Origin of the sequence: Acinetobacter sp. Colony158 (genome assembly GCF_019264745.1) — a bacterium.
Classification (GTDB): Bacteria; Pseudomonadota; Gammaproteobacteria; order Pseudomonadales; family Moraxellaceae; genus Acinetobacter; species Acinetobacter ursingii.
In genome coordinates this window covers 1,976,807-2,001,801 of sequence record NZ_CP078523.1, presented here as the reverse complement: position 1 = coordinate 2,001,801, position 24,995 = coordinate 1,976,807, and the positions used below count along the sequence as shown (strand labels likewise).

The window sequence follows — 24,995 nt, the reverse complement described above, 5'->3', positions numbered from 1 at the left end:
AAACTGTGAAACCAAATGAATTATTTTAATAGTTTTATCAAAGAGTCTTTTCGTCTTTTCAGTGAACAGCCGACTTTTATTCCAGACTTAGACATTGCTTTTGCTATTGATAAAAACTACTTAAAACCTTGTGGAATTACTTTATTCTCTATAGCAAAGAACAATCAAGATTTAAAAATTAATTTCCATATTTTTACAACGTATTTTGATTCATTTGGCTATGATGAAATTATAAGCCAGTTTAAAAATACACAAATCTTTGTCTACATTCTAAATACTGAACCTTACGATAAATTACAAGTCAATGGGCATTTCACAACTGCAATCTACTACCGATTATCGATAGCAAATATTTTTAAAGATAAGTTGGACAAATTTATATATCTAGATGCTGATATTTTATGTGTTAGTAGTCTAAAACAGATTTGTTCAATTAATATTGAAAATAAAGTTCTTGCAGCAGTTCAAGATAAATGCATGAAACCAACTTATATTGAAAGCATTGGCTTAAATCCAAATGATAAATACTTTAATTCAGGCGTTCTTTTAATTAATACAAAAGAATGGAACAATTTTGATGTATTAACAAAATTTAATACGCTTATTTCAAAAAGAGATTATAAGTTCCCAGATCAAGATGTGCTTAATATCTTACTGAAGAATAAAATGATTTTTATTGATCAAAAATTCAACTATTTTACTCGAGACGATATTTCACCAGCTCTTATACATTTTGTAAGCTCTCCTAAACCTTGGAGCATCGCAGCCTCCCACGGAGAATTGTATTTAAAGTATTACTATCAATCGCCTTGGAAAGACCAACCACTTGATGCACCTAAAAATTCCAAAGAAGCAAAGAAGTTTGCTAAAATATTATGGCGAAAAGGAAAATATCTAGCTAGTATTCAATGGTATATATTATATATACAAAAAAAATTTAGCTAAATATCCTAAAATTAAAAAATGATTACTGCTATTTTATAATTTTAGGAAAAATTTAGTCTTATACATGTAAAACAATAAAGGACTTGTATATTTAAACTTTAACTTAAAAGTATTAAGGCATCTATGATCTTTTATATAAAAAATGTCTTCTTTAAACATATTGTAAAATTTTAAAAAATGATAAAAATTCTTTTTTAGCATTACCCCATATAAACACTCAATCAGCTTAAAATATACACATTCAAAACACTTGATATTTCTATATAATCGATAAAAACTAATAGCATAATAAATACTATCAAAAAATAGTTGATTTTTTTTAGCTGTTAAACTACTTTCATTCAATCTATATATCAAAAGATGATCGACTAATTCATAAATCTTCAATTCATCCCGATATAAAAACGGAAATGCCAAAACATCTTCAAAAATATAACCCTCAACAAATTCAAAATCTTTCAATAAGTCTTTTCTGAATACTCTCAACCAAGGTTGCCATTTATCCTTAATAAAATTTTTTATTTTAAACTCTTGATTAATAATGTGAGTTGACGTCTCATCAACAAAACACATATCAACAATTTCATTATTTTCCTTTTTCATATAAGCATTATAATGAATAATTGAAATATCATTATGATTAGTAATAATATCTAAAATTTTTTCTATATATTTTGGGCTAACAACATCATCAGGATCAAGAAAAGTGACGAATTGTCCAGTACAGACTCTTAGTGCATTATTTCTAGCACTGCTTACACCTGCATTAGACTGATTTAAAATCAAACAATTAATATCATGCTTATCAATAGAATCATTTAAAATCATAATAGACTGATCTTGAGTTCCATCATTAACAAAGATTAACTCAATAGATGCTTCTATTTGAGGAAATAAGCTATCCAAAAACTCCTGTATATATTTCTCTACACCATACACAGGAATAATTATAGTTAATAATTTATTCATTTTTCTTTAAATTCATACAATTAGCAAATTATCAATTTTTACTTCATATAAAAACTGATGACTTCATTGATCAGACTATTATGCTCTTTCGCAATTTGCTCAAAACAATATTTCTCTAAAGCCTCTTTTTTACCTTGCTGAGCATATTTTAAAGCTTCATCAGGATGACTAATTAAGTATTCAATTCCATCTGCTAGACTAATCGCATCATCAGCTTTAGCACACCATGCATTTACTTGATGCTTTGCTGTCTGTCGAATACCAATATCATCTGTGGTAATCAATGTCTTTCCCCATGCAAATGCATCTAAAATTCCAATTCCTTGGATCTCAGTGATTGATGGCAAAGCAATTATATCTGCTTGCTGTATTAAATTAATTTTATCGTCCCCACCAATCCAGCCAGGGAAACTCACAAGATCATCCAAACCTAACTGACTTGCCTGAGCTTTACATTGTTCAAGCATTTCGCCTTGACCCGCTAAAACTGCGCTAAATGGTATTCCTCTTTGCTTTAATAAAGCTAAAGCATCAATTAAAACATGAACACCTTTATTAGGTACCATTCGTGTCAGCATGACAATATTTACAGACTGCTTAAGTGGCTTAGGACTTGCTTCAACCTTTGGTAAATAAGTAAGATTTGAAATGACACGTTGCGGTTTCTTTTTTTCCTCGTTACTTTGTAACGCTTGAACAAGCTCTTGCACATAAGGCGTAATATGTAAAAATGCGTCTGCACGCAAGGTTCTTTTAACATTATGGCTGTGGTTGACCGCAAGTACTGGTATTTTCTTTTGCATGCCCAGCATCGCATTTTTAAATAACCAAACAGCTTTTCCACTATGCGCTACAATTAAATCTGGCTGTTGTTCCTGAATAAATTTGCGTACTTTTAACGCGGCCGCAATACTATAAAAACCTGTATTTGGAATCACATGAATTGGCCATTCACCACTATTCAAATGCGCATTTTCCTCCCCACGTAGTAAGACTATCTCATGGCCATAACTTTTTAGTGTATTAGCGATATCCAGTACAGCTTGCCAACGACCACCTGTAGCATCCCCATATACCGTATTGATGATTTTAAATTTTTTCAAGAGAAGAGCCTATCTTTCAATAATTGTGCTAATTTTTCACTAGGTTCGTATTTTAATGGTTTTAGTACATTTTCGCTATCCTGATCCATATTGGATAAATCTGAAATGGGTTGCACTGTAGCTAATTCAGTTCGTTCAATTCGTTGCAATACCCCACCAAACCGCTGATCAGGATTAAATTCAAAAGGATAATAGACCACTAAAGCTCGCATAGCACTGATCGTTTCCATCATCATCGACATCGAATCAGCCCCACAATATACCCGATCAGAAAGTCCCAAAAAAGCATGTAGAACCTGACGTGGTGCTTCACTCCACCACACCGCATCAATGATTATATCGTCATTCAAATGTTGCTTTAGTATGTTTTCAGCCTGCCCCCCTGTACGTCGTGAGGTGCTGATTAACCATCGAATATCAAATTGATGTGCAAGTTGATTCATTTGCTCTGCCAGTATTTTCCAGTCTGAATCCTGATAAATAGCACCGGCACCATTACCTCCAATAAGCATCGTCCACACTGGTTTCGTTAATACAGCATGTTCGTTGCGCCATTGTTCAGCTTGCTGAGCCAATACTTGTTGATCAATCGCCATAGGCGATACATCAAGACTTATAAAAGGTTTATCTAGATCAGGTTCCAGTACCAAAATAGCATCAAAGAGCTTTGCATTTAAATGCCGAAGTGAGCCACAAAATATACTTTTGGCATGCAAAGCTTTAGAAATCCAAATGACTGCATAAGCCGTGTTTCCGCCTGCACCAACAACAATATCTGGAGATTGTTGCGGAAGTACATCACCCCGATAAAAATAATGAAGTTTATTCAAATCAGGAAGAGTTGAATTGAGCAACCAACTTAATGGACGTCGTAAAAAACCCTGATTAAGTTTCAAATCAATCCAACAAACGTCTAACTCGAATAAATGCTGTAAAGCAAATAAAACACCTTTAGATTGATTAAAATGACCTGGCACACCATCACTGATAACCCAGACTTTTTTAGTTTGTTTAAGCGTGTCCGTCATCTAAAAGTTCCTGATATACCCTTGCCGTATGTTCAACCATGGCATTGATGGTCAAATGTTGCTGTGCAAAATGAAAAATTGGTTCAGCGTCTTTTTGTAGCTGTGAAAAATGTTGAATATGCTGCTGCAATAATTGATGAAGTGCCTGTGTATTATTAGCAGGACAAATCATAGAGGGTAATAACACCTGCGAAACCATACCAACATCTGATGAAATCACTGGTCGTTTTAACAACAGTGCTTCAGAAAGCGTATAAGGACCACCTTCGTTCCGAGAAGAAATGACCAAGAAATCTGATTGCAGCAATAAATCATTAATATCATCACGATGCCCCCAAATTTTAATACGCTGAGATAACTGTGTTTGTTCAATTTGTTGCTGTAAGACCTGTCGGTCAGGTCCATCCCCAACAATCCATAGCCCTGCATCAACTTCTTTCCAAGCCTCAATAAGTAAATCAAACCCTTTAGCTTTCACTAAACGCCCAATGGCAATCGCTTGTAGGGGATAAGTTGCAGATTTACTATTTATAATAAAATCAGGTGGCTTCACACCATTCAATACCACGCGAATCTTGGATTGAGATGAAAATTGATTGGCAACTCTTTGACTCACCGCAATAATCCGATCATAACGATTAAAAGCTTTAATATTCTTTTTTAAATTATGTAATGTGGCAACATTCGGGACATTTAACCATTTTAACATTGGTGCAATCATCGAGACTGCTTTGTTCGCTTGGACGTGTAAGACATCCGCTTGGATAGATTTAATCGTTTGATAAAGCTTCCATAATAGAATCGGGTTATTACGGCTCTTCGATAAATCAAGGGAGTAGAACTGAACATTTTCAACACGTGATCGATATTTTTCATGAGCAATCAAACTGACACGATGTTTCAGTTTTATCAATCCATTAGCAAGCTCAATCACGTGTTTCTCAAGTCCGCCTTCTTCATCGCCTGCCATCACCATACAAATATGCATAATAGCTCCTACAGCCCACGTTTCCCAAGTTTCAATCTTAGTTTCACTGCAAATAGTGAATCCTTGCCGCTGATTTTAATGCGTTGAAGCTGAAAAAAATCAGGTTGATCATTATCAATCCCTTCAACAGTAGTTACAGCATTTGTATAATTTGCCTGTCTCACCAGTTCCACATCACGTTCAGAGTAAATACCAAAAGGATAAGCAAAACTACTTACTGCTTGACCAGTGATCTGTTCAAGTTGGTGTTTGGACTCCACTAGTTCATCCAGGCATTGCTGATCTGTGAGTTTCGCGAGATTGGCATGCGTCAAAGTGTGTGAACCGATTTCAACTAAACCCCTTTTCGCTAAAAAAAGAATTTGTTCATCACTGAGTTTTGGTTCTCGTGCCAACTCACCGCTATTATGATGTGCTTTTTTATAAGTTGACCAATCTCTATCATGACGATCGACAACGACGTAAATAGTTGCCTTAGCCTGATATTTCTCAAGGATTGGAAAAGCATTTTCCAGATTATCTAGATAACCATCATCAAAGGTAATTGCAACGGTTTTTTCAGGATGTTTACCCCAGTTTTGCTGTAACTCCTGCATAGTAACAAAATGAAAACCTTGCGCTTTCATCCATGCTACCTGTTTTTCAAATTCAGCAGGTTGAACGCGTAATTTATTAAATTTCGCTCCATCAATATGTTCTCGTACCATGTGATACATCAGAATACGTGGTCGCTTCCAATCAATTGCAGGCTTCCACCACGCATATTTATAGCTGAATATAATCATTGCCAAAACAAGAACTAAAGCGAGATAAATCACATCATTGACCTGAATAGGATTTCAATAAACATGTTGCCACACGCTCTGCTTCTTTAAAAGTCTGTTGTTGCGGAAGTTGAGCAGTTTTAGTCTGTGTCCCAACAATATGATCTAGGATTAGAGCATCAATCACATGTGTAATACGGTCCTGTTTCAATCGATCCATTGCAATCACCCCAACACGGCAACCTGCCGTCAATGCTTCAAAAATCATCGAAACACTATCTTCTGTCACATAAACCGTTTCCGCCAGTTGCATTTGTTCAAAAATCCAGCCTTGTGGAGTGTGTTCTACAGGGAAAATGTCTAATTGCGACGCATAATCTTGTTTTTTTAAACGATCCAAGAAATGCTCAGGCGTTCGTCGGGAGGTCGTCAAGATCAACTGACAATGTGAATTGTGCTGAACGATCTGTTCTATTGCCGTTAAAACTTTATTTTCGTTCCATTGATGTCGTTTTGAAGTTCCCCCAAGCGCAATTAAAACCCGATTGGCTTGATGGCGATGTTCATTTTCAATTGGATTTAAAGCACCTTTGGTGACAATTACTCGATCAGATGCAGCAATACCATCATGTTCAGGAATCACGGCGTAGTCAAAACAGTGAATAGGTAAGCTGGGTTTCATCAAGATTACAGTTTTCGCTTGAGGATAAACTTTTCCCAATAACCAAACTCGAAGATGAGTATGCGAACCCACCCCAAAAATAAAATCAGGCTGTTGCGCAATACCACTCACTTGATGGCTAAATAATCCTTTAAAAATACTCAATAAAGCTAAGTTTTCTAGCTGAATTTCTTCAAAACTGGTATTGGGATTTTGCTGATGCATGGCTTGATATAAGCCTAAAGCTTGTGATCGATGTCCCGCCTTTGCATCACTCACATATACGATATGCATTTTATTTTCCCAATATCACAAGCACAAAAAAGGCGAAACATCAGTTTCGCCTTTCATCTTAACTGATTCAATTATTTAACGTAAGTTAACCAGTGTTCATATTTTGGATTTTTACCTTGAACGGCATCAAAGAATGTTTTTTGAATAATCGTCGTGATAGGGCCACGACGACCTTCACCAATTTGACGATCATCATATTCACGAATCGGCGTTACTTCCGCCGCAGTTCCAGTAAAGAACGCTTCATCTGCAATATAAAACTCGTCACGGGTAATACGACGCTCAACCACTTCATAACCCAAATCTTTGGCAATGGTAATAATCGTTTGACGAGTAATACCATCCAATGCGCCACCCGCAATATCAGGGGTATGTAACACACCATCTTTTACCAAAAATACGTTTTCGCCAGAACCTTGGCACACATAGCCTTGTGGATCCATCAACATCGCTTCATCATAGCCTGAATGCGCTACTTCCTGATGAGCAAGAATAGATAAGGTATAATTACCAGAAGCCTTAGCTTTACACATGGTCACGTTTGGATGATGGTGGGTAAACGAAGATGTTTTAACACGAATACCTTGCGCCATCGCTTCTTCACCCAGATACGCACCCCAGCCCCATGCTGCAACTGCGGCATGAATCGTGTTATTAGTCGCGGCAATTCCGAGTTTTTCAGAACCAATCCAAATAAGTGGACGCAAATAGCATGAAGCTAATTTGTTTTCACGCACCACATCAATTTGCGCTTGCTCAAGAGTCGCCTGATCAAATGGAACTTTCATTTGATAAATTTTTGCAGAGTTCAGCAAACGTTTAGTGTGGTCTTGGAGACGGAAAATTGCTGTGCCTTTAGGTGTTTCATAGGCACGGACACCTTCAAAGACACCCATACTGTAGTGTAGCGTATGAGTTAAGACGTGGATTTTCGCATCACGCCAGTCAACCAATTGTCCATCTTGCCAAATAAAACCATCACGATCAGCCAAATTCATGGCACACACTCCAAATTTTTACACAATCATTCACTCTCCAGCACCACCGTTGATACTGGATCTATTAATCTTTGCCATAACTTGCAAACGACCTCGCGGGTATCGCGCCAGTCCGCAGCACTGACTTGCATGGATTGATTTGCAAGGGCTAAGCGGTGGCTCTCGGCTCGTTCACTGAGATAAGCGTGTATCAATGCTGTGGCATCTTCACTGGATAAGCAGCCTGCTTGAGCAGCATCTTCAAGAATTCTTACATTGTCGGAAAAATGGGCGAGATCAGGATTCGCACCACTCCATGCAAGCACCATATACTGTGCCATAAATTCGATGTCAACGATACCACCTGCGTCCTGTTTTAAATGAAAAATCCCATGTTTTTTTTGTTCTGAGGAAGAACCTAAATGGTCTTTCATTTTCTGACGCATTTTTAATACTTCTTCCTGCACGTATTTTTCGTCACGTGGCTGGGTTAATATTTGTGCACGCAAGTGGGCAAATTTATTTCTTAAATCCATTTCACCTGCGATAGAACGTGCGCGCACCAATGCCTGATGCTCCCATAACCAGGCACTTTTTAACTGATACTGTTCAAATGCTTTCAGACTCGTGACCAATAGCCCAGCTTCGCCAGAAGGACGCAATCGAGTATCAATTTCATACACGCGACCATCCAGCGTTTGGGTGGTCATGAGTGATAAAAACTTTTGGGCAACGCGAACAGCAAACTCAAACCCGGTAATGGCTTTTGGTCCATCGGTTTCAGCTTGCTCATCAAAATAATGAATAAAAACCAGATCCAGATCAGAACCATATCCCAGTTCAATTCCACCGACCTTGCCATAGCCGATCACGGCAAAGCCAGTATGTTCCAGTGAACAGCGTTGCCCTTCTGCATCCAGTGGATAACCATGTCGTTTCACCACCGTCTGATAGGCCAGATTCAATGTCGCAATCACACTCACTTCTGCAATATCCGTCAATGCATCGGAGACTTTCATCAGTGGACTTTCAGCTAGAACATCACTGGCAGCAACCGTCAGTACATTGCTCTTTTTAAATAAACGCAGTACCCGCATTTGATCTTCAACTTGATCAATTTCAATCCGTAGTAATTGTTGACGTAGTGAATCTTCGAGATCTTGACGCTTTGGCAATTCAAAATCCATCGATAAAAATTCATCTAATAGAACAGGATATTGAGTCAATTCTTCACAAATCCACGGACTTACCGTTGCCATTTTGACCAATCGTTGCATAGCCCCACGGCTTTCCATCAACATGACCAGATATACGGTACGACGCATCACCGACTCAACTAAAGGCATCAAACGTGTCAGTGCAACTTGCGGTTTATCCGACTGTAAGACGGCTTCAATAAAATGCGGCCAAAAATCTTTTAAACGCTGTACCGCTTTAGACGGCAGTTTTTTCAGGGCATTACCATGCCAAAATTCATGAATCAGATTTTTGGTTGAATCATCTAGCACTGCATCTAAGCGCAGTTCAAGCTGAGTTTCGGTTTCTGCTGGTGAAGCAACTTCTTCCTGAATCAGATTTTTAAACTGATCACTGACCCGTGCACGTTTTTCATTTAAAACCGCTAAAAAAGCATTCCATGAATCATAACCAAGCGTATCAATCATACGCTGTCGCAAATCAGGCTCTACAGGCAACATCTGCGTTTGCTGATCATTTAAAGCCTGTATCGCATGTTCAACACGTCTTAAGAATAAGTAAGCATCTTCAAGTTCAATGACTGCCTGCGAATCTAGCAGACCGACTTGCCCCAAATGGTGCAAGCTCACCAGACATTGGCGATCCTGCAATTCGCGTTTGGAACCCCCATAAATGAGCTGAAAAACCTGCACAATAAATTCAATTTCACGGATCCCGCCCGCTCCTAATTTAATGTCATCGGCAATATTACGACGAGCCACTTCTCGCTCAATCATAGCTTTCATTTCACGCATGGCTTCAAAGGCGGAATAGTCAACATAACGACGAAACACAAAAGGTCGCGTCATTTCTAGTAAATGATCACCGCGTTTTCCACCACTAATAATACGTGCCTTGATCCACGCATAACGCTCCCATTCTCGCCCATGCTGAATCAGATATTTTTCTAGTGCCACATGACTAATTGCTAAAGCTGAACCATCTCCCCAAGGACGCAAGCGCATATCAACCCGAAATACAAAACCATCTGCGGTGATATGATCGAGCAAATAGATGAGTTTTTGCCCCCATAAAATACAAAACTGCTGAACATCAATCGACTTACGACCATTGGTTTCACCTTGCTCATCAAAGGCAAAAATCAGGTCAATATCACTCGACAAATTGAGTTCTTGAGCCCCCAATTTCCCCATGCCTACCACGATCAAATCTTGAATCTGACCATCATAACCAATCGGTTCGCCATGCTTGGCAAGTAAAGGAGGAAGCGCAAACTGCTTGGCTGCACAGATACAGGCATCTGCAAAATCTGAAAGTTCACGGGTAAGTGTGATCACATTAGTGAGTTGATTGGCATCTTGCCAAATCCAGCGGAACATGAGTTTGGCACGTAAGATACGCAATGTGCGCATCCACTGACTTTCGTCTTGAATGTCTTTTAATTCTTGTTCAACACGCTGAAAAATATCGTTAGTAGTGAGTGCATGATGAAATTGATCGATTGCATAATCTTGTTCTAAAGCAGTTTGATGTAAACCCAATACCTGCTCGGCATATTGACTCGCTCTTAATGTTTTTTGCAACTGCTCAATATTCATAACAAACCTGCAACTTCTATTTAACATAGTTATAACAGTTGCAGGTTCATTTAGGGAAATCTATTTATGCAACAGTAACATCGCCGCTATCTTTTTGAGCAAGCAACATTCCTGTTCCATCCGTCGAGCAAGGCAATACCACTTTGAATATCGTGCCTTCTCCCTCTTTGGAACTGACTGAAATTTTTCCAAGATTGAGGTCAATAAATCGTTTACATAACGTTAAACCCAGACCCGCACCTTTTTCCCCATCGGTTCCTCTTAAACTTGCCGTAATTCGAGGATGGAAAACGGTAGACATTTGCAACTCTGTCATGCCCAAACCATTATCTTCGATCTGAATTTCAATACCATCATTGGTAAAACTGGCACGAAGTGCCACAAAACCATAACCATCTAATCGTGTAAATTTTAAGGCATTTGAAACTAGATTTTGGATCACCGAAGTAATCATATTGATGTCGGCATATACTTTGAGATCTTCTGGAATTTCGTCAATCAGCGCAATTTTCTTTTTAATCGCCAATGTATTTAAGACCTTAATGACAATCGAGGTTGCTTGTTTGAGGTTAAAGTTAATTGGATGATAGACAAAGCGACCACCTTCTGCCATCGCCCATTCCAACAGGCTTTCTAACAGATTGTAGGTCGACTGTGACGTTTCATACAGATAGTCTGCAATATTTTGTACACTTGATTCATCTAAAGTATCGCGCTCTTTGGCTAAAACTTCAGAGAAGCCCAGCAAACCATGAAACGGCGCACGCAAATCATGTGAAATAATAGAAAAAAACTTAGTTTTACTAAAATTCAAAGCACATTGCTGTTCATATAATTCATTCAAAATCTCATGATTATATTTCAGCTCAAGATAACGCGAAAAATTCATTCCATGTTCAGCAAGCAATGAAATTTTAACTGGATCAAAGCTTTGTTCATCATTATCAAAAAATAATGCAATTCCTATCGATTCATTATTTTTTAAAATATTAACGGCAATAATACGATGATGTTCTACGCCGCCTTCATTCATATAGGCTGAAAAATCCATATAATGCGGATGTTTTTGATCAATAAAAACTCGATCTTTAAAAAATTGCGCATTATTACGTTTTTGTAATTTAAGTACCGCATGAATCTTCTGATCAGCATGATGCCAAAAATAAGTTTCTTCATGGAAACATAAAATTGCCTTTTGAGCCCCGATCAAGTTTTTACCAAATTCTAAAAACTGTTGAATCAGATTATGCTCACTTTTTAGACCAAGGAGTAGCGATAAGCGGCAAGCACTTAGCTGATCTGCTTGATCAAGCTCTAACAACTGTAAACTCATGGTCCGCCTCATGGAAATTGTGATTATTATGGTTAGAATATGGAGAATAAAAACAAAACAATAAAAAATAAAAATGAAAAAATTACACCACTTACATTTAGCAAGTTTTTACCAAAAAATCAATGATAAAAGTAAAATAATCTTAAGCTTATGATAACTCACTGCTTTTAATTGTAGGGTTATTCCAAGAATAAATACCCCATTTTTTTAATATTTAATTCGATTAAATCATTCAAAAAATATACTATACAATGCAAAGTCAGATATTTTTTTATTCCATGATTTTCAAACAATTAATTCACTCATTACAACTCAATCTAAGAAAGTTAATTCTACTTCTGGCTATTTTTAGCGTGATTAGTCTGTTTATTATTTCATTATTAGTAAGTTACTATATTCAAAAAAATCAACTCATTAACAACTCCCTTTCAGTCAATATGGAATATGCATCCAAGATTGCCAAAGGAACTAATAGTCATTTCAAAATGATGCTCAAAGAGTTGGACTATAGTGCCAAACTCTTGGGTCAATCCTTTGGCAATGAACAAGTCATGCAAGCTGAAGTCGATCGGTTGAAATTTCAGTCTGATTATTTTAATAGTGTGATTGTATCTGATCGTAATGGAAACATTCGAAGTTTTGCCCCTGAACAATTAAAACTCAATAAGAAGGTGGTAAATCACACGCTTGGCTTTGAAATGTCACTCAAAAATCAGTCAACGGTGGTCACACCGCCTTATTCATCTATTACAAAGAATTTAATTGTATTTTTATCTCAACCTATTTTTGATCAGAATCATCAATATCTAGGGTTTATTGGTGCTGCGATTTATCTCAAAAAAGACAATATTTTGAATGAACTGCTAACCATGAAATATGGTTATAAAAAGAGTTATATGTATGTCATTGATAGTAATCAGCATATCATTTTCCATCCTGATGAAAAACGGATTGGCACTTTAGACACACAAAATAGTGAACTCAGTACCATGCTGAAAGAAAAAAATGGAAAGATTCAGATCAAAGATGGTTCAGGTGAAGATAATTTGGCTGGATTTGCATCTATTCCAACTACTCAGTGGATTGTTATTTCTCAACAGCCCACGCGTGAGCTTTTAGCACAGGCATCTTCAATTATTGTAAAAATTATTGCTGGTATGCTGTTCTTTTATGTGTTTATCTTTTTTATTGTATGGCGAATTTCTTATTTAATCTCAGCACCATTGGCCCAACTTGCCAAGATGGCAAGCCATTTAAATGCGACCACAACAGAACACAAAATTAAGGAAATTGATCCTTGGTATTATGAAGTGCTCAAATTTAAATTGTCCTTATTATTAAGTTCTCAACAATTCAAACAAAAGATTTCTGAGTTAAATTTTTACGTCAATACTGACCCACTTACGGGTTTTTATAATCGTCGTGGTATGGAATTATTTTTAGATGAGTTTATTAAATCTGAAACACATTTTTTTGTGATTGCACTTGATATTGATCATTTTAAAAAAGTGAACGATGTTTATGGGCATGAAAATGGTGATCTCGTCTTAAAAATTATCGCAGAAAAAATTAAGGAGAATTCACGAGATATCGATGCATGTTGTCGTATTGGTGGCGAGGAGTTCATTATTTTAGCACCAGCGATAGATTCTTCTACTGGTCTTATTATTGCTGAACGTATTCGAGAGGCAATTGAAAATACAGTGATTCCAGAAGTCGGGAAAGTGACTATTTCCATCGGTCTTGCCTATTGGCCAAACTCTTCCAAGGATATTAAACGTGTTTTTAGAGTGGCAGATGAAAAATTATATGAAGCAAAAGCTGAAGGTCGTAATCGTGTTAAATATTAGACTGCTTTCATSATGGTTTAAACCCTCTTTATTTTTCTCYCAYAGGYAGAAATAAARGGGACTTATGAAAGAAGTCTATTCAAAATAGAGTCAATTATTAACATAGGATTGAAGCGTGAAAAATGAAACTTGTACTGACATTTTGGTACATTTTACCTGATGTCATAAGAGTTTCAATTTAGAGTAAACAAAAGCGAACTTTAATTCGCCCCTATGTATCCACATGAATGGCTTAATCCTGTGTTCCCACCATTTTTGCTCGCTGTGGATGAGTTTCAGGTCGGTATTGTAAGGGGTTGTATCAGAATACGGTTATGATGCTACGGCGTATTAAAATTAATTCGCTGGCATGGCRTTGTTCTAGATGGCATGTTGCTAGGGTAGTTTTAAGTCAAATTTATTTGATAAATAAAAAATGATGCCGCAGCATCATTTTTTTATCGAATAAGGGTTTTGTTTTTACTCATCATCCATCATCGATGCACTCATACCAACCGTATTAAAGCCAGCATCTACATACATAATTTCACCTGTGATCCCTGAAGCCCATGGTGAACACAGGAATAATGCAGCATTGCCCACTTCTTCAATGGTCACATTACGTTTTAGTGGCGAAATTTTTTCATTGGCATCTAACATCTTACGGAATGATTTAATCCCTGATGCCGCTAAAGTACGAATGGGTCCTGCTGAAATCGCATTGACACGAATACCATCCGCACCCAAACTTGATGCTAAATAACGCACACCCGCTTCAAGTGAAGCCTTTGCCATCCCCATGACATTATAATTTGGCATCACACGCTCAGAACCTTGATAAGTCAAAGTCAATAGACAGCCTTGACGCACTTGTAACAAAGGCTTTGCGGCACGTGCCATCGCCACGAAGCTATAAGCACTGATGTCATGAGCTATACGAAAACCATCACGATCAGTTACGTCGGTAAAGTCACCATCTAATGTATGTGCTGGGGCAAAACCAATTGAATGCACCACCCCATCCAGACCATCCCAGTGTTTTGCCAACTCTACAAAAGCATTGTCAATTTCAGCATCCACAGCGACATCACAAGGAAAGACTAATGATGAACCAAATTGCGCAGCAAACTCATCAACACGTTTTTTTAATTTTTCATTTGGATAGGTAAATGCTAGTTCAGCGCCTTCACGATGCAATGCTTGTGCAATACCAAAAGCAATTGATAATTTGCTTGCAATACCAGCAATCAAAAAACGTTTACCTGTTAATAATCCTTGTGCCATGGGTAACTCACTTGAAAAAATTTATATGCATAATGCCAAGCTTCTGGCATTTGTGAAATTGCATAATGCATCTTTTTTATCTTTTCATAAGAAAACTGCGTAAAAAAATCGCCCATTTCGGAGCGATTTTTTTACGAACTGGTAAAGCAATGAACTTTTTAGTCATTCGACAAAATGCCAATCAAACGCAAGAATGAAATATACATCCAGACTAAGGTTGACAATAATGCAATCCCACACACCCATTCAAACGCTTTAGGTGCATGCTGCGCAGCCGCAGATTCAATTAAATCAAAATCCAGAATCAGATTAAGCGAGGCAATCACAGCAATAAATGCCGCAAAACCTATCCCTAACCAATTACTTTCAAAGATATACGGTACACTTGATGCAAATGCTAGTCTCATCACCAGTTGCACCAAAAATACAATCGCAATTGCAATGGTTGCAGACATGACCACAGCTTTAAATTTTTCAGTAGCGCGAATAATTTGGAATTTATATAAACCAAACATCACCAATGTCGTCACAAAAGTGGCCAATAACGCCTGTAAAGGTGCACCTGGAAATTTCGCCTGAAACATAAACGAAATCCCACCTAAAAATGCGCCCTCAAATAAAGCATAGGGAATCGCCAAAGTCTGGGCAGTATTCGGTTTAAAGGTTGCAACTAGCGCAAGAATCAAACCACCGATTGCCCCTACCCACGTTGCAGCAGAGGCCAATGCAAAATTCAAGCTAAAAGCACAATAAAAAAATACAGCCAAACCTGTAATGGCAGCAACCAATGTTAAAGCAATCGATTTTTGTACTGCACCAGCAACCGTCATGGAATGTCCCACATCGCTGTAGGTTTCAACCCGAGTTAGAATAGGGTTATTACTTTGCATGCTTATCTCGTTGTTTTAATAAAATTAATCATATAAACATTGTAAGGGTGTTTTATAAAAAACCAATGTCACAAAAATTTGTTTTTGTAACAACATTTAGTCTAAAAAGATCAGATTTAGTATTAGTATCTTTATGGCTTTGTCTAAACAAGATTGTGAAACACAGAAAATTAGAAATATAAAGAGAGTTTAAAACAAGGATGAAAGAAGTCGAATAAAATAAAAAGCGGATCAACCGATATCCGAAGATGAATATTAATGATTGAAGCAATCTTCGTAACTAGATCCTTGTTATTAATCACCTAAAGCATAAAAAAACCACCCGAAGGTGGTTCTTTGATATTAAGTCAGATTAGTGACCACCACCATTCACAGCTTTAGTCATATCTTCTACCACTTTCTTGGCATCACCAAACACCATCATGGTTTTTTCGTTATAGAACAAGTCATTGTCTAAACCCGCATAACCCGTTGCCATAGAACGCTTGATCACCATAATGGTACGTGCTTTATGTGCTTCCAAAATTGGCATACCATAAATTGGAGAGCTTGGGTCATCTTTTGCAGCAGGGTTGACTACGTCATTAGCACCGATCACTAACACCACATCAGTTGCTGGAAAGTCCGAGTTAATCTCATCCATTTCCAAAATATCTTCATAAGCAACGTCAGCTTCTGCCAAAAGTACGTTCATGTGACCCGGCATACGACCTGCAACAGGGTGAATCGCAAAACGAACTTTTACACCTTGTTCTTTCAGGATTTCACACAACTCTTTCACTGCATTTTGCGCACGACCCTGAGCCATACCATAACCCGGTACAATCACCACGCTATCCGCATTTGACATCAGGAAGCCTGCATCGTCTGCTGAACCTGAGCGATAGTTACGTTGAACTTGTTCGCCTTTAGCAGCACTTGCAACCGCAGCGCCACCCATTGCACCACCAAACAATACATTGATGATACTACGGTTCATCGCTTTACACATGATGTAAGACAGAATTGCACCTGATGAACCCACCAATGAACCCGCTACAATCAACATATTATTTTCAAGCGTGAAACCAATACCCGCAGCAGCCCAGCCAGAGAATGAGTTTAACAGTGACACCACAACTGGCATATCACCGCCACCGACAGGGGCAATCCACACCCAACCAAATGCAAGTGCAAGAATGGTCATTGACCAGAATGCAGCCATGTTACCTGTCGTAAAGAAATAAATTCCACACGCCAACATTGCAATAAAAATCAAGGCCTGAACAGGTTTCACCCACGCACCTGAAATGGTTTTCGCCCATTTCTTGGCTGCCAATTTACCATAGGCAAATACAGAAGCCGTAAAGGTAATCGCACCAACGAAACAACCGACAAACAATTCGAATAAATGTACTTTACTCATGTGGGCATGTTGAACACCCGCAGCAGTTAACGCCGCTTCATTTTGTGCAAATAATGCAGTCAGTTGATTGTTGTGTAAAATTGCAGCAATCGCAATTAGAACCGCAGCCAAACCGACTAAAGAGTGCATTAAAGCAACCGTTTCAGGCATTTGGGTCATAGGAACGGTACGTGCACGGCTAATACCAACCACTGCACCCAGTACCATTGCACCCACAATCATCCAGACTACAGGATGATCAGCCACAAAAAACGTGGTCAATACAGCAATGGCCATACCGACCATACCGTAACGATTCCCTGAGATCGCTGTTTTTGGGCTAGACAAACCACGCAACGTCAAAATAAAAAGAACTGCACCAATCAGGTAGAACCAACCCGCATTGTCTCGAATAAATTCCATGTTTCAGTCCTCTTATTTCTTTTGCTTCGGCTTAAACATTTCCAGCATGCGCGCAGTCACTGCGAAACCACCAAAAATGTTAATACTGGCCAAGAACACGGCAATTGCGCCAAGCACACTCACGACATTAATAGATTGGAAATCCACATTTCCCTCAACCCCAATCATTGGCAGACCCACTGTCTGAATCATCGCACCCACGATAATGATCGAAGATAAGGCATTGGTCACTGCCATGAGTGGCGTATGCAATGCAGGTGTCACGCCCCAAACCACGTAATAACCTACGAAGATGGCAAGCACGAAAATTGTAATCGTTTCAACCATGAGAGATCTCCTTAACCACGTTTCAGCAGTACTTGACCGCCATGAGTGACCAATAGGGCTTTTTGAATTTCTTCTTCTGGATTAATCGAGAAATTCTTGTCGGCATCAAATAATGTCTCAACAAAGTTAAAAACATTACGTGCATAAAGTGCAGAAGCTTCGGTCGAAAGTGTCGATGGAATATTCGGAACACCCAAAATTTTCACACCATTTTCAGTAAATACCGTTTCACCGACTTTAGAGCCCTCTACATTTCCACCAGTTTCAACTGCCATATCCAAAATGACCGAACCCGGTTTCATTTTAGCCACGGTTTCAGCTTTGATGAGACGCGGCGCATTACGACCCGGCAACAGTGCAGTGGTAATCACGATATCGGCATTGGAAACCGCTTTATCCACGATTGCTGCTTGGTCTTTGATGTACTGTTCACCCGGTGTCCAGCCGTAACCATTTTTAGCTGCTTCATCTGCACGGGCTTGTTCTTCTGGCGACATTGGTACGTCTAACCATTTACCACCCAAAGACTCTACTTGTTCTTTGGCAGTCGGACGTAAATCAGTCGCTTCAACCACAGCACCCAGACGTTTTGCAGTTGCAATGGCCTGAAGACCTGCTACACCCACGCCCATAATCACCACACGCGCAGGTTTTACTGTACCCGCAGCAGTCATTAGCATCGGAAACATACGTTGATATTCAGCCGCAGCCAATAACACAGATTTATATCCCGCCAAGTTGGCTTGAGAAGATAAAACGTCCATATTTTGGGCACGAGATAAGGTACGCGGTAATAGCTCTAACGCAAATGCAGACACGTTTTGACTCGCGAACTGATCTAAATCAGGATTACGATATGGGTCAAACATTGCCACAACAGTGGTATTGGCTGAAAGTTTTTGAATTTCGTCGCCTTGCGGTGCGCGAACTTTCAAAATCAATTGGCTGCCCTGATAGGCATCGTCCTTAATCGTCGCACCCACTTGTTCATAGGCACTGTCGATATAAGCAGCTTTTACCCCTGCCCCCCGTTCAATGACTACGTTGTGGCCAGCGCCAATCAACTTCTTTACTGTCTCAGGTGTCGCGGCGACACGATGTTCACCCGCGACTGTTTCAGTTGGGATTCCGATCTGCATGAGCGTTCCTCAAGCTAATTTCCTTAAGTGTAAACATCGTGATAAACGATGTTTCCCCCAGAGTGTGTTCTTGTTGAATTTTTGGATTTTAAGCAAACTTTTGGAAAATGCTACCCATTATTTATTTAATAAATACCCATATTTTGAACTAATGATTCACGTTTATTTTTTACCAATATACAATTCATCGGTTTTGCCTTAAGTTTGAGGCAAACGATGCCCTCCAACATGGCTTTTAAATGAAACGTTTTTTATCTGCAACACAGGTCGGCTCTTTATTTGCCCTGTGTGCTGCATTTCTGTTTAGTACCAAAGCAATCTTTATTAAACAAACCTATGCCATTTCACCATTGGTCGATGCAACTGTACTGATGGCTTTACGTATGGGAAGCGCGTTACCGTTTTTCCTGATCATTTGCTGGTTGAATCGGCATCATAATCAGGGTCTCAACAAGAAAGATTGGCTGTTTTTAGTTTTAGCTGGGCTATTAGGCTACTACTTTGCCAGTTGGCTGGATTTTAAAGGGTTGATGTATATCAGTGCCTCTTTAGAGCGAATTATTTTATTTTTATATCCTACGCTCACTGTGCTCGCCTCAAGTCTGATCTATCGCCAAAAAATAAATGCAAAAAGTTGGTTTGCCATTTTTTTGAGTTATGGAGGGACGGTTCTGGTGATGCTGCAAGAGTACAATATTGCACCAATTCAGGGCGGTTTTTGGCTAGGTGTTAGTCTGGTTTTCGCCAGTGCTGTGGCTTTTGCGTCTTATTTGCTTATGACCCCTTCTTTAATTCAAAAATTTGGTTCGTGGAACTTTACGGGTCTCGCTTTGAGCGTCGCCTGTGCAGGAACACTACTGCATTTTTTTATAGAAACAGCTCAGCCGATCCAACTATTACAACAATTACCGCCAAGTGTGTGGTGGTACGGTCTGGGGCTTGGGTTCTTTGTCACAGTTTTACCCACTGTATTATTGATGCAAAGTATTCAACGTTTGGGCGCATCTCAATCTGCAATGATTGCATCCATTGGCCCTATTCTAACCATTCTATTAGCAGTTGCTTTTTTAGGTGAACATTTAAATACATGGCAATGGTTAGGATGTATTCTTAATATTATTGGGGTTCTGATGATTAGTTTAAGTAAGAATCGACTTAAACATTAAGTTTCTGTTTGATCCAGCCGATCCAACGCAAGCAATACCTGTTGAAAATGAGCACCCGAGGATTCTTGAGCAAGATAATCATCTGGATTACGTAATGGACATTGATCCATCGACAAGCAACCACAACCGATGCACCAGTCTAGCTGTTGCCGTAATTGTAATAACGTCAAAATCTTGTTATCCAGTTGTTCTTTCGAAAGCTTGGACATGTTTTGCCAATCCTGTTTAGAGGCAATTTGCTCCTGAGGCAATACCGAAAAAGCTTGTTTGACTTCGTCTAAACGGATGCCAACCACTTGTGCAATTTTAATAATTGCCACGCGCCTGAGCATTGCTCTGAGATAACGTCGCTGATTTCCATTGGTACGGACACTCCAGATCAATTGCTTTTCTTCATAGAAACGTAAGATTGCGACACTCACACCGCTGCGTTTTGCCAGTTCGCCAATACTTATAAATTGCTTGAGATGATTATTTTGCATGATATGCTTGACCTCAAGTTAACTTGAGCTTTGATACTAGCATGGCATCGTGAATCTAGTTGAGAAAATCAGCCATGTTCATATCACCTCACCATTTTCGTATCATCAATCCGGATACCTTGTATAATCCACAGCCATTCGGATATAGCCATATTGTTGAAATACAGCAGTTTCGACGTATCATACACATTGCGGGTCAAGGTGGTGAAAACCCAGACGGAGAACTTTCCGCAGATTTTTCCCAACAAGTCAGACAAGCTTTTGGTAATGTACAAATCGCTTTAGACTGCGTGGGTGCAAAACTTCAAGATATTGCCATGTTACGCGTCTTGATCGTTGCTCATAATGAAATAAAGCACCATATTCTGATTGAAATTATGCAGCAATTTTGGTCTGAGCAAAAATTTCCAGCCTGTACCCTCATTCCAGTTTCACAACTTGCAAAATCTGAGATGCTTTTTGAAGTTGAAGCAACCGCCTACTTAGATTAAATAAGAGAGCAAAAATGCAACATACATCTGACATCAGCCAAAACAAAGCTCTACTCTGGTTGATGGCAATTGCCTGTGGTCTGTGTGCAGGAGCAAATTATTATTGTCAGCCTTTAATTCACTCGATACAGGCTGACTTTGGCGTACCAGAAGCTCAAGCAGCACTTACCGTAACCTTTGCTCAGGTTTCTTATGCACTTGGTTTGTTGTTTATTGTTCCTTTAGGTGATGTGGTCAATAAAACCAAATTTATTCCTTTATTGATGTTTCTTGCAGGCATTGGCTTATTGCTATGTGGCTTTGCAATCAACCTGCCGATGTTATGGATTGGAACAGTTATGACCGGGCTTTTTTCGGTTGCTGCACAGGTACTGATTCCGTTAGCCACTATGGCAGTGAAACCTGAAAAAATAGGGGAAGTGGTCGGCTTTTTAATGAGTGGCTTATTGGTCGGCATTTTGCTTTCCACCAGTTTGGCAGGTTTATTATCCAATTTATTTCACTGGAAGGTCATTTATTTACTCAGCGCCGTATTCATGTTTTTCACCGCCTATTTACTTAAAGGTCGATTGCCTTATGTGATGCGTTTTCAGTTAAATTATGCGCAAATTTTCAATTCTATGCGCCATTTACTATTTGAAGAAAAGCGTTTGATCTTACGTGCGTTGGTCGGTGCTTGCGCCTTTGCTTCAATGAGTACCTTATTTTCGACTATGGCACTTTTATTATCCTCACCACCCTTTCACTTAAAAGACTTTATGATTGGTATTGTCAGTCTAATTGGTGTTTTTGGTGCATTGTCTACTTCTTATGCAGGAAAACTGGCTGATCGTGGTTATACACTTGTTCTGACTTGGGCGGGTTGTGGATTACTGCTCATCAGTTGGACATCTTTTTTCTTTGCCAAAGTCTCACTTATATTTTATGTGATCGGTTTTGGTTTGATTAACTGGGGATTAGCGCTAATTCACACCAGTAATCAGAACATTATTTTTAATCTACGCCCCGATGCAAAATCACGCTTAAATGCGATTTACATGACCTTATATTTTGCTGGTGCAGCCAGTGGCTCAGCGATTGGAATCTTTGCATGGCGACATGGCGGCTGGGTCATGACCTGTAGCGCTGGATTAGCACTCACATTACTTGCTGCATTGTTTGCACTGATTGATCGAATGTATTTCCATCAAAAAAAGCAACTTGTTTGAACTTAGGAAAACTGAACAACTGGAAAAAACTGTTTATCAGCATCAAAGTCTTGCGTATGTTCCAACATAATATGCATAAAAACAGGCAATAACGTGGTCAATATTTGGCAAGCAGCATCGATCAATTGACGAAAAACCTGACTTTGATTGACCAAACCACCTAAACTCATTTGCATCTGTAACATCGAAATACGTGCAAAAATGAAATTTAAAATTTCTGCATAGTTAGCGACATGTATGGCATTTTTCAGTTGAGTTCTTTCATTCAATCGATGCTCTTGCCATTGTGCTTCGTTCAGCTTTTGATGCTGAAATAACCAGAAATGATACGATAAATAAGGGCTATCCAAAAATATTTGCATAGTCGCATCTAATTTTGAAGTGAGATTACGCATAATCTTAGCTTCGTGATCTAAATCGACTAATCGTTTCAGGAAAGATGAGAGCTGCTGTAAACGCTGTGAATAGGTTAATTCGATATCGTTTAGATAAAGCGCATTAAGGGCGATCGAGTGATAAAGTAGTTTTGCTTCGAGTTCATGCTGTAATTGACCTGCTTGCTTTACCCAACTCAATGCACGCTGCAATCTTAAATCCAAGCCTTGAGAAAGCGATAATCTCTTTTCTTTAAAAACCTCTTCAAAAACAAACATGGCAATCCCGCTTATTGTCATTATATGTCAGTAATTTCACCTTAACTTGAAACTCCGTTTCGTTTCAATATTTTTGTCTGTTGAGTCATTTTAGATTGAACTTGTGTCATATAAGAATTGCAGATCATTTTTTACTGCGCTCATCCACTCAATATGGACTGTGTCCCCTCTTCTAGACAAAATTAAAATTAGGTAAAAGTTTAAATTTTTAAAATTAAATTTAAAATCAATAAAATAATAGATCAATTCAATAGTTTGACAACATTTCTACTTTTTGGGGCTAAAACTCGGTTCTAAATCATCTTAATGTATAAGATTGATCTCGATACTGGCATGTACAATTTCTTCATGAATGGATAAAGCCTGTTTGATAGCTTGAGGCGTTAAAAACCGATTGCTTGTTTGTAATGATAAAATACAGGCAAACTTCCCTTTACCCACTTGCCAAACATGTAAATCCATCAGCTTGATCATGCTATCAAATTGTTCAATGACTTGCTTAATTTCCTCTACAACGGGTTCTTGCATTTCAGCATCCAGAAGAATTTTTCCAGTCTGTCGAATCAAACCCCACGACCATTTTGCTACAAGTATTGCTCCGATAATTCCTAATACAGCATCCAAGAAATTCCATCCAAAATATTTACCTGCGAATAATGCAATAATGGCAAGTACTGAAGTGGCAGCATCGGCCATCACATGGATAAAAGCGGCTTTTTGGTTTAAATCCTGATGATCATGTCCATGAGAATGTTCATGTCCCGAATGATGATGTGAATGGTGATATTCTGAATGATCGTCATGTAATAACCAAGCACAGACTAAATTCACCATTAAACCCACCACGGCAATTCCGATGGCGTCGTTATAGTAAATGATTACAGGATTGAATAACCTTTCGATCGAACTAAAACCCATCACGATCGCAACGACCATCAATAATATGGCACTGCTATAACCTGCCAAAACTTCGATTTTCCAACTTCCAAAACAAAATCTGGAATCGGCTGAATAATAACGTGCCGCGCGATATGCAAGATAAGCCAGACCAAGTGCCACCATATGGGAACTCATATGCCAGCCATCTGCCAATAAGGCCATTGAGTTAAATATCATACCGCCAGAAATTTCAGCAATCATCATGACACCGGTCAGGATGGTCGCCCAGAGAATTTTCTTTTGTGCTAATGGATTGCCTTTATCAAATTGATGATGATGTTGATCTAATAAAATATTATTCGTCATTTTTTTAGGAATCCAATATACTCCCCTAGAGTATATTTAAATTATTTGAGTCCGTCTATGAGCCATCTGCATGACAACCGCAAAATCTTAAATCGTATTAAGCGTGTACAAGGACAAATGAATGCTGTACATAACGCCATGAGCAATGAAGATGTTTCATGTCTTGATGTATTACAACAAGTGGCTGCCATCCGTGGCGCGATCAATGGTTTGATGAATGAATTGGTAGAGCAACATTTAAAAAACCACGTACTACAGGAAAATCAATACAATGAACAGGAACTCGAAAAATTTTTGGAAGTATTGAAAAAGTATATCTAGAAATTTTGATCTTCAAAAAGTTAGGATTTCTAATTTCAATTAAAACTTAAGTTTTTGGAAAATTTCAAAGTACTTGTCTGACTTTCTGACTAGAAGACATTGCAATCAAAATCACTTTATAAAATATATAATCAGATCTTTACTTGAATTTCTTCAACACATACCTTAAACCATTACCCAATTTAAATTAAATATGTTTTCTACTTCTCAAAATTCGATTAAACAGATATTTTATTCCTGATGTGTTTCTTCATAATTTCCACATAATTTTATTTTTATTTGAAGATTAAAAATAG

General features: G+C 38.4%; 23 protein-coding genes. 6 read left to right on the top strand and 17 right to left on the bottom strand.

Features of this window, described 5'->3' with window-relative positions; genetic code table 11:
* Nucleotides 1–15 precede the first annotated feature (15 nt).
* Nucleotides 16–945, top strand: coding sequence for a glycosyltransferase family 8 protein (locus tag JR005_RS08210; protein WP_005002436.1), 930 nt, complete (start codon nt 16–18; stop codon nt 943–945).
* 33 nt (nt 946–978) lie between these two features.
* Here JR005_RS08210 and JR005_RS08205 read toward each other — a convergent pair whose 3' ends face one another.
* From JR005_RS08205 to JR005_RS08165, 9 genes are all read right to left on the bottom strand, one after another.
* Complete coding sequence (locus JR005_RS08205; protein ID WP_005002432.1) at nt 979–1,914, bottom strand: glycosyltransferase family 2 protein; 936 nt, start codon at nt 1,912–1,914, stop codon at nt 979–981.
* Nucleotides 1,915–1,952: 38 nt separating this feature from the next.
* Nucleotides 1,953–3,017 carry a glycosyltransferase family 4 protein gene (locus JR005_RS08200; protein ID WP_005002431.1) on the bottom strand — a complete coding sequence of 355 codons (1,065 nt, stop codon included), beginning with the start codon at nt 3,015–3,017 and terminating at the stop codon, nt 1,953–1,955.
* Complete coding sequence (locus JR005_RS08195; protein WP_004992912.1) at nt 3,014–4,045, bottom strand: ELM1/GtrOC1 family putative glycosyltransferase; 1,032 nt, start codon at nt 4,043–4,045, stop codon at nt 3,014–3,016. The genes JR005_RS08200 and JR005_RS08195 overlap by 4 nt, the downstream gene beginning before the upstream one ends.
* On the bottom strand, nt 4,029–5,033 hold the full coding sequence (locus tag JR005_RS08190; RefSeq protein ID WP_004992910.1) for a glycosyltransferase: 1,005 nt from the start codon (nt 5,031–5,033) through the stop codon (nt 4,029–4,031). Before JR005_RS08190 ends, JR005_RS08195 begins: the two co-directional genes overlap by 17 nt.
* A gap of 8 nt (nt 5,034–5,041) precedes the next feature.
* On the bottom strand, nt 5,042–5,818 hold the full coding sequence (locus JR005_RS08185; RefSeq protein ID WP_371863738.1) for a polysaccharide deacetylase family protein: 777 nt from the start codon (nt 5,816–5,818) through the stop codon (nt 5,042–5,044).
* Between the two features lie 34 nt (nt 5,819–5,852).
* On the bottom strand, nt 5,853–6,752 hold the full coding sequence (locus JR005_RS08180; protein WP_104794969.1) for an ELM1/GtrOC1 family putative glycosyltransferase: 900 nt from the start codon (nt 6,750–6,752) through the stop codon (nt 5,853–5,855).
* Between the two features lie 71 nt (nt 6,753–6,823).
* On the bottom strand, nt 6,824–7,750 hold the full coding sequence (locus tag JR005_RS08175) for a branched-chain amino acid transaminase (protein WP_004992903.1): 927 nt from the start codon (nt 7,748–7,750) through the stop codon (nt 6,824–6,826).
* A gap of 26 nt (nt 7,751–7,776) precedes the next feature.
* Entirely contained in the window at nt 7,777–10,524 is a 2,748-nt protein-coding gene (gene glnE / locus JR005_RS08170; protein ID WP_218664871.1) for a bifunctional [glutamate--ammonia ligase]-adenylyl-L-tyrosine phosphorylase/[glutamate--ammonia-ligase] adenylyltransferase, read from the bottom strand.
* 64 nt (nt 10,525–10,588) lie between these two features.
* Nucleotides 10,589–11,857, bottom strand: a complete 1,269-nt coding sequence (locus tag JR005_RS08165) for a sensor histidine kinase (RefSeq protein WP_034699438.1) — start codon at nt 11,855–11,857, stop codon at nt 10,589–10,591.
* Nucleotides 11,858–12,135: 278 nt separating this feature from the next.
* Between JR005_RS08165 and JR005_RS08160 the strand changes: the two genes are divergently transcribed.
* The gene (locus tag JR005_RS08160; RefSeq protein WP_228731669.1) at nt 12,136–13,707 is read left to right on the top strand and encodes a sensor domain-containing diguanylate cyclase; all 1,572 of its coding nucleotides are present in this window, start codon (nt 12,136–12,138) and stop codon (nt 13,705–13,707) included.
* 459 nt (nt 13,708–14,166) lie between these two features.
* Here JR005_RS08160 and JR005_RS08155 read toward each other — a convergent pair whose 3' ends face one another.
* The 5 genes from JR005_RS08155 to JR005_RS08135 all read right to left on the bottom strand — a co-directional run bounded on the left by JR005_RS08155 (nt 14,167) and on the right by JR005_RS08135 (nt 19,133).
* On the bottom strand, nt 14,167–14,970 hold the full coding sequence (locus JR005_RS08155; protein WP_005002413.1) for an enoyl-ACP reductase FabI: 804 nt from the start codon (nt 14,968–14,970) through the stop codon (nt 14,167–14,169).
* A 158-nt stretch (nt 14,971–15,128) separates the two neighbouring features.
* A complete protein-coding gene (locus tag JR005_RS08150) occupies nt 15,129–15,860 on the bottom strand; it encodes a Bax inhibitor-1/YccA family membrane protein (protein WP_218664869.1) in 732 nt (243 codons plus the stop codon).
* A 352-nt stretch (nt 15,861–16,212) separates the two neighbouring features.
* A complete protein-coding gene (locus JR005_RS08145) occupies nt 16,213–17,667 on the bottom strand; it encodes an NAD(P)(+) transhydrogenase (Re/Si-specific) subunit beta (protein WP_044434884.1) in 1,455 nt (484 codons plus the stop codon).
* A gap of 12 nt (nt 17,668–17,679) precedes the next feature.
* Nucleotides 17,680–17,994, bottom strand: a complete 315-nt coding sequence (locus JR005_RS08140) for a proton-translocating transhydrogenase family protein (RefSeq protein WP_004992891.1) — start codon at nt 17,992–17,994, stop codon at nt 17,680–17,682.
* Between the two features lie 11 nt (nt 17,995–18,005).
* Entirely contained in the window at nt 18,006–19,133 is a 1,128-nt protein-coding gene (locus tag JR005_RS08135) for a Re/Si-specific NAD(P)(+) transhydrogenase subunit alpha (protein ID WP_218664868.1), read from the bottom strand.
* A gap of 239 nt (nt 19,134–19,372) precedes the next feature.
* On the opposite strand from JR005_RS08135, the gene JR005_RS08130 reads away from it, so the two are divergent.
* A complete protein-coding gene (locus JR005_RS08130) occupies nt 19,373–20,299 on the top strand; it encodes a DMT family transporter (protein ID WP_218664867.1) in 927 nt (308 codons plus the stop codon).
* On the opposite strand, the gene soxR is transcribed toward JR005_RS08130, so the two are convergent.
* Nucleotides 20,296–20,781: a redox-sensitive transcriptional activator SoxR gene (gene soxR / locus JR005_RS08125; RefSeq protein ID WP_218664866.1), complete on the bottom strand. Its 486-nt coding sequence runs from the start codon at nt 20,779–20,781 to the stop codon at nt 20,296–20,298. The two genes, JR005_RS08130 and soxR, sit on opposite strands and share 4 nt — an antisense overlap.
* 74 nt (nt 20,782–20,855) lie before the next feature.
* Here soxR and JR005_RS08120 point away from each other — a divergent pair, with 74 nt between their 5' ends.
* Entirely contained in the window at nt 20,856–21,272 is a 417-nt protein-coding gene (locus JR005_RS08120) for a RidA family protein (RefSeq protein ID WP_218664865.1), read from the top strand.
* Between the two features lie 14 nt (nt 21,273–21,286).
* Nucleotides 21,287–22,480, top strand: coding sequence for an MFS transporter (locus JR005_RS08115; protein WP_218664864.1), 1,194 nt, complete (start codon nt 21,287–21,289; stop codon nt 22,478–22,480).
* A 2-nt stretch (nt 22,481–22,482) separates the two neighbouring features.
* Here JR005_RS08115 and JR005_RS08110 read toward each other — a convergent pair whose 3' ends face one another.
* Together JR005_RS08110 and dmeF are read right to left on the bottom strand one after the other, a co-directional pair.
* A complete protein-coding gene (locus JR005_RS08110; protein ID WP_004994738.1) occupies nt 22,483–23,133 on the bottom strand; it encodes a hypothetical protein in 651 nt (216 codons plus the stop codon).
* A gap of 303 nt (nt 23,134–23,436) precedes the next feature.
* Nucleotides 23,437–24,378 (bottom strand): CDF family Co(II)/Ni(II) efflux transporter DmeF, encoded by a 942-nt coding sequence (dmeF, locus tag JR005_RS08105; protein ID WP_218664863.1) that lies wholly within the window; start codon nt 24,376–24,378, stop codon nt 23,437–23,439.
* A gap of 57 nt (nt 24,379–24,435) precedes the next feature.
* Between dmeF and JR005_RS08100 the strand changes: the two genes are divergently transcribed.
* Complete coding sequence (locus tag JR005_RS08100; protein WP_218664862.1) at nt 24,436–24,699, top strand: metal/formaldehyde-sensitive transcriptional repressor; 264 nt, start codon at nt 24,436–24,438, stop codon at nt 24,697–24,699.
* The last annotated feature ends 296 nt before the right edge of the window (nt 24,700–24,995 follow it).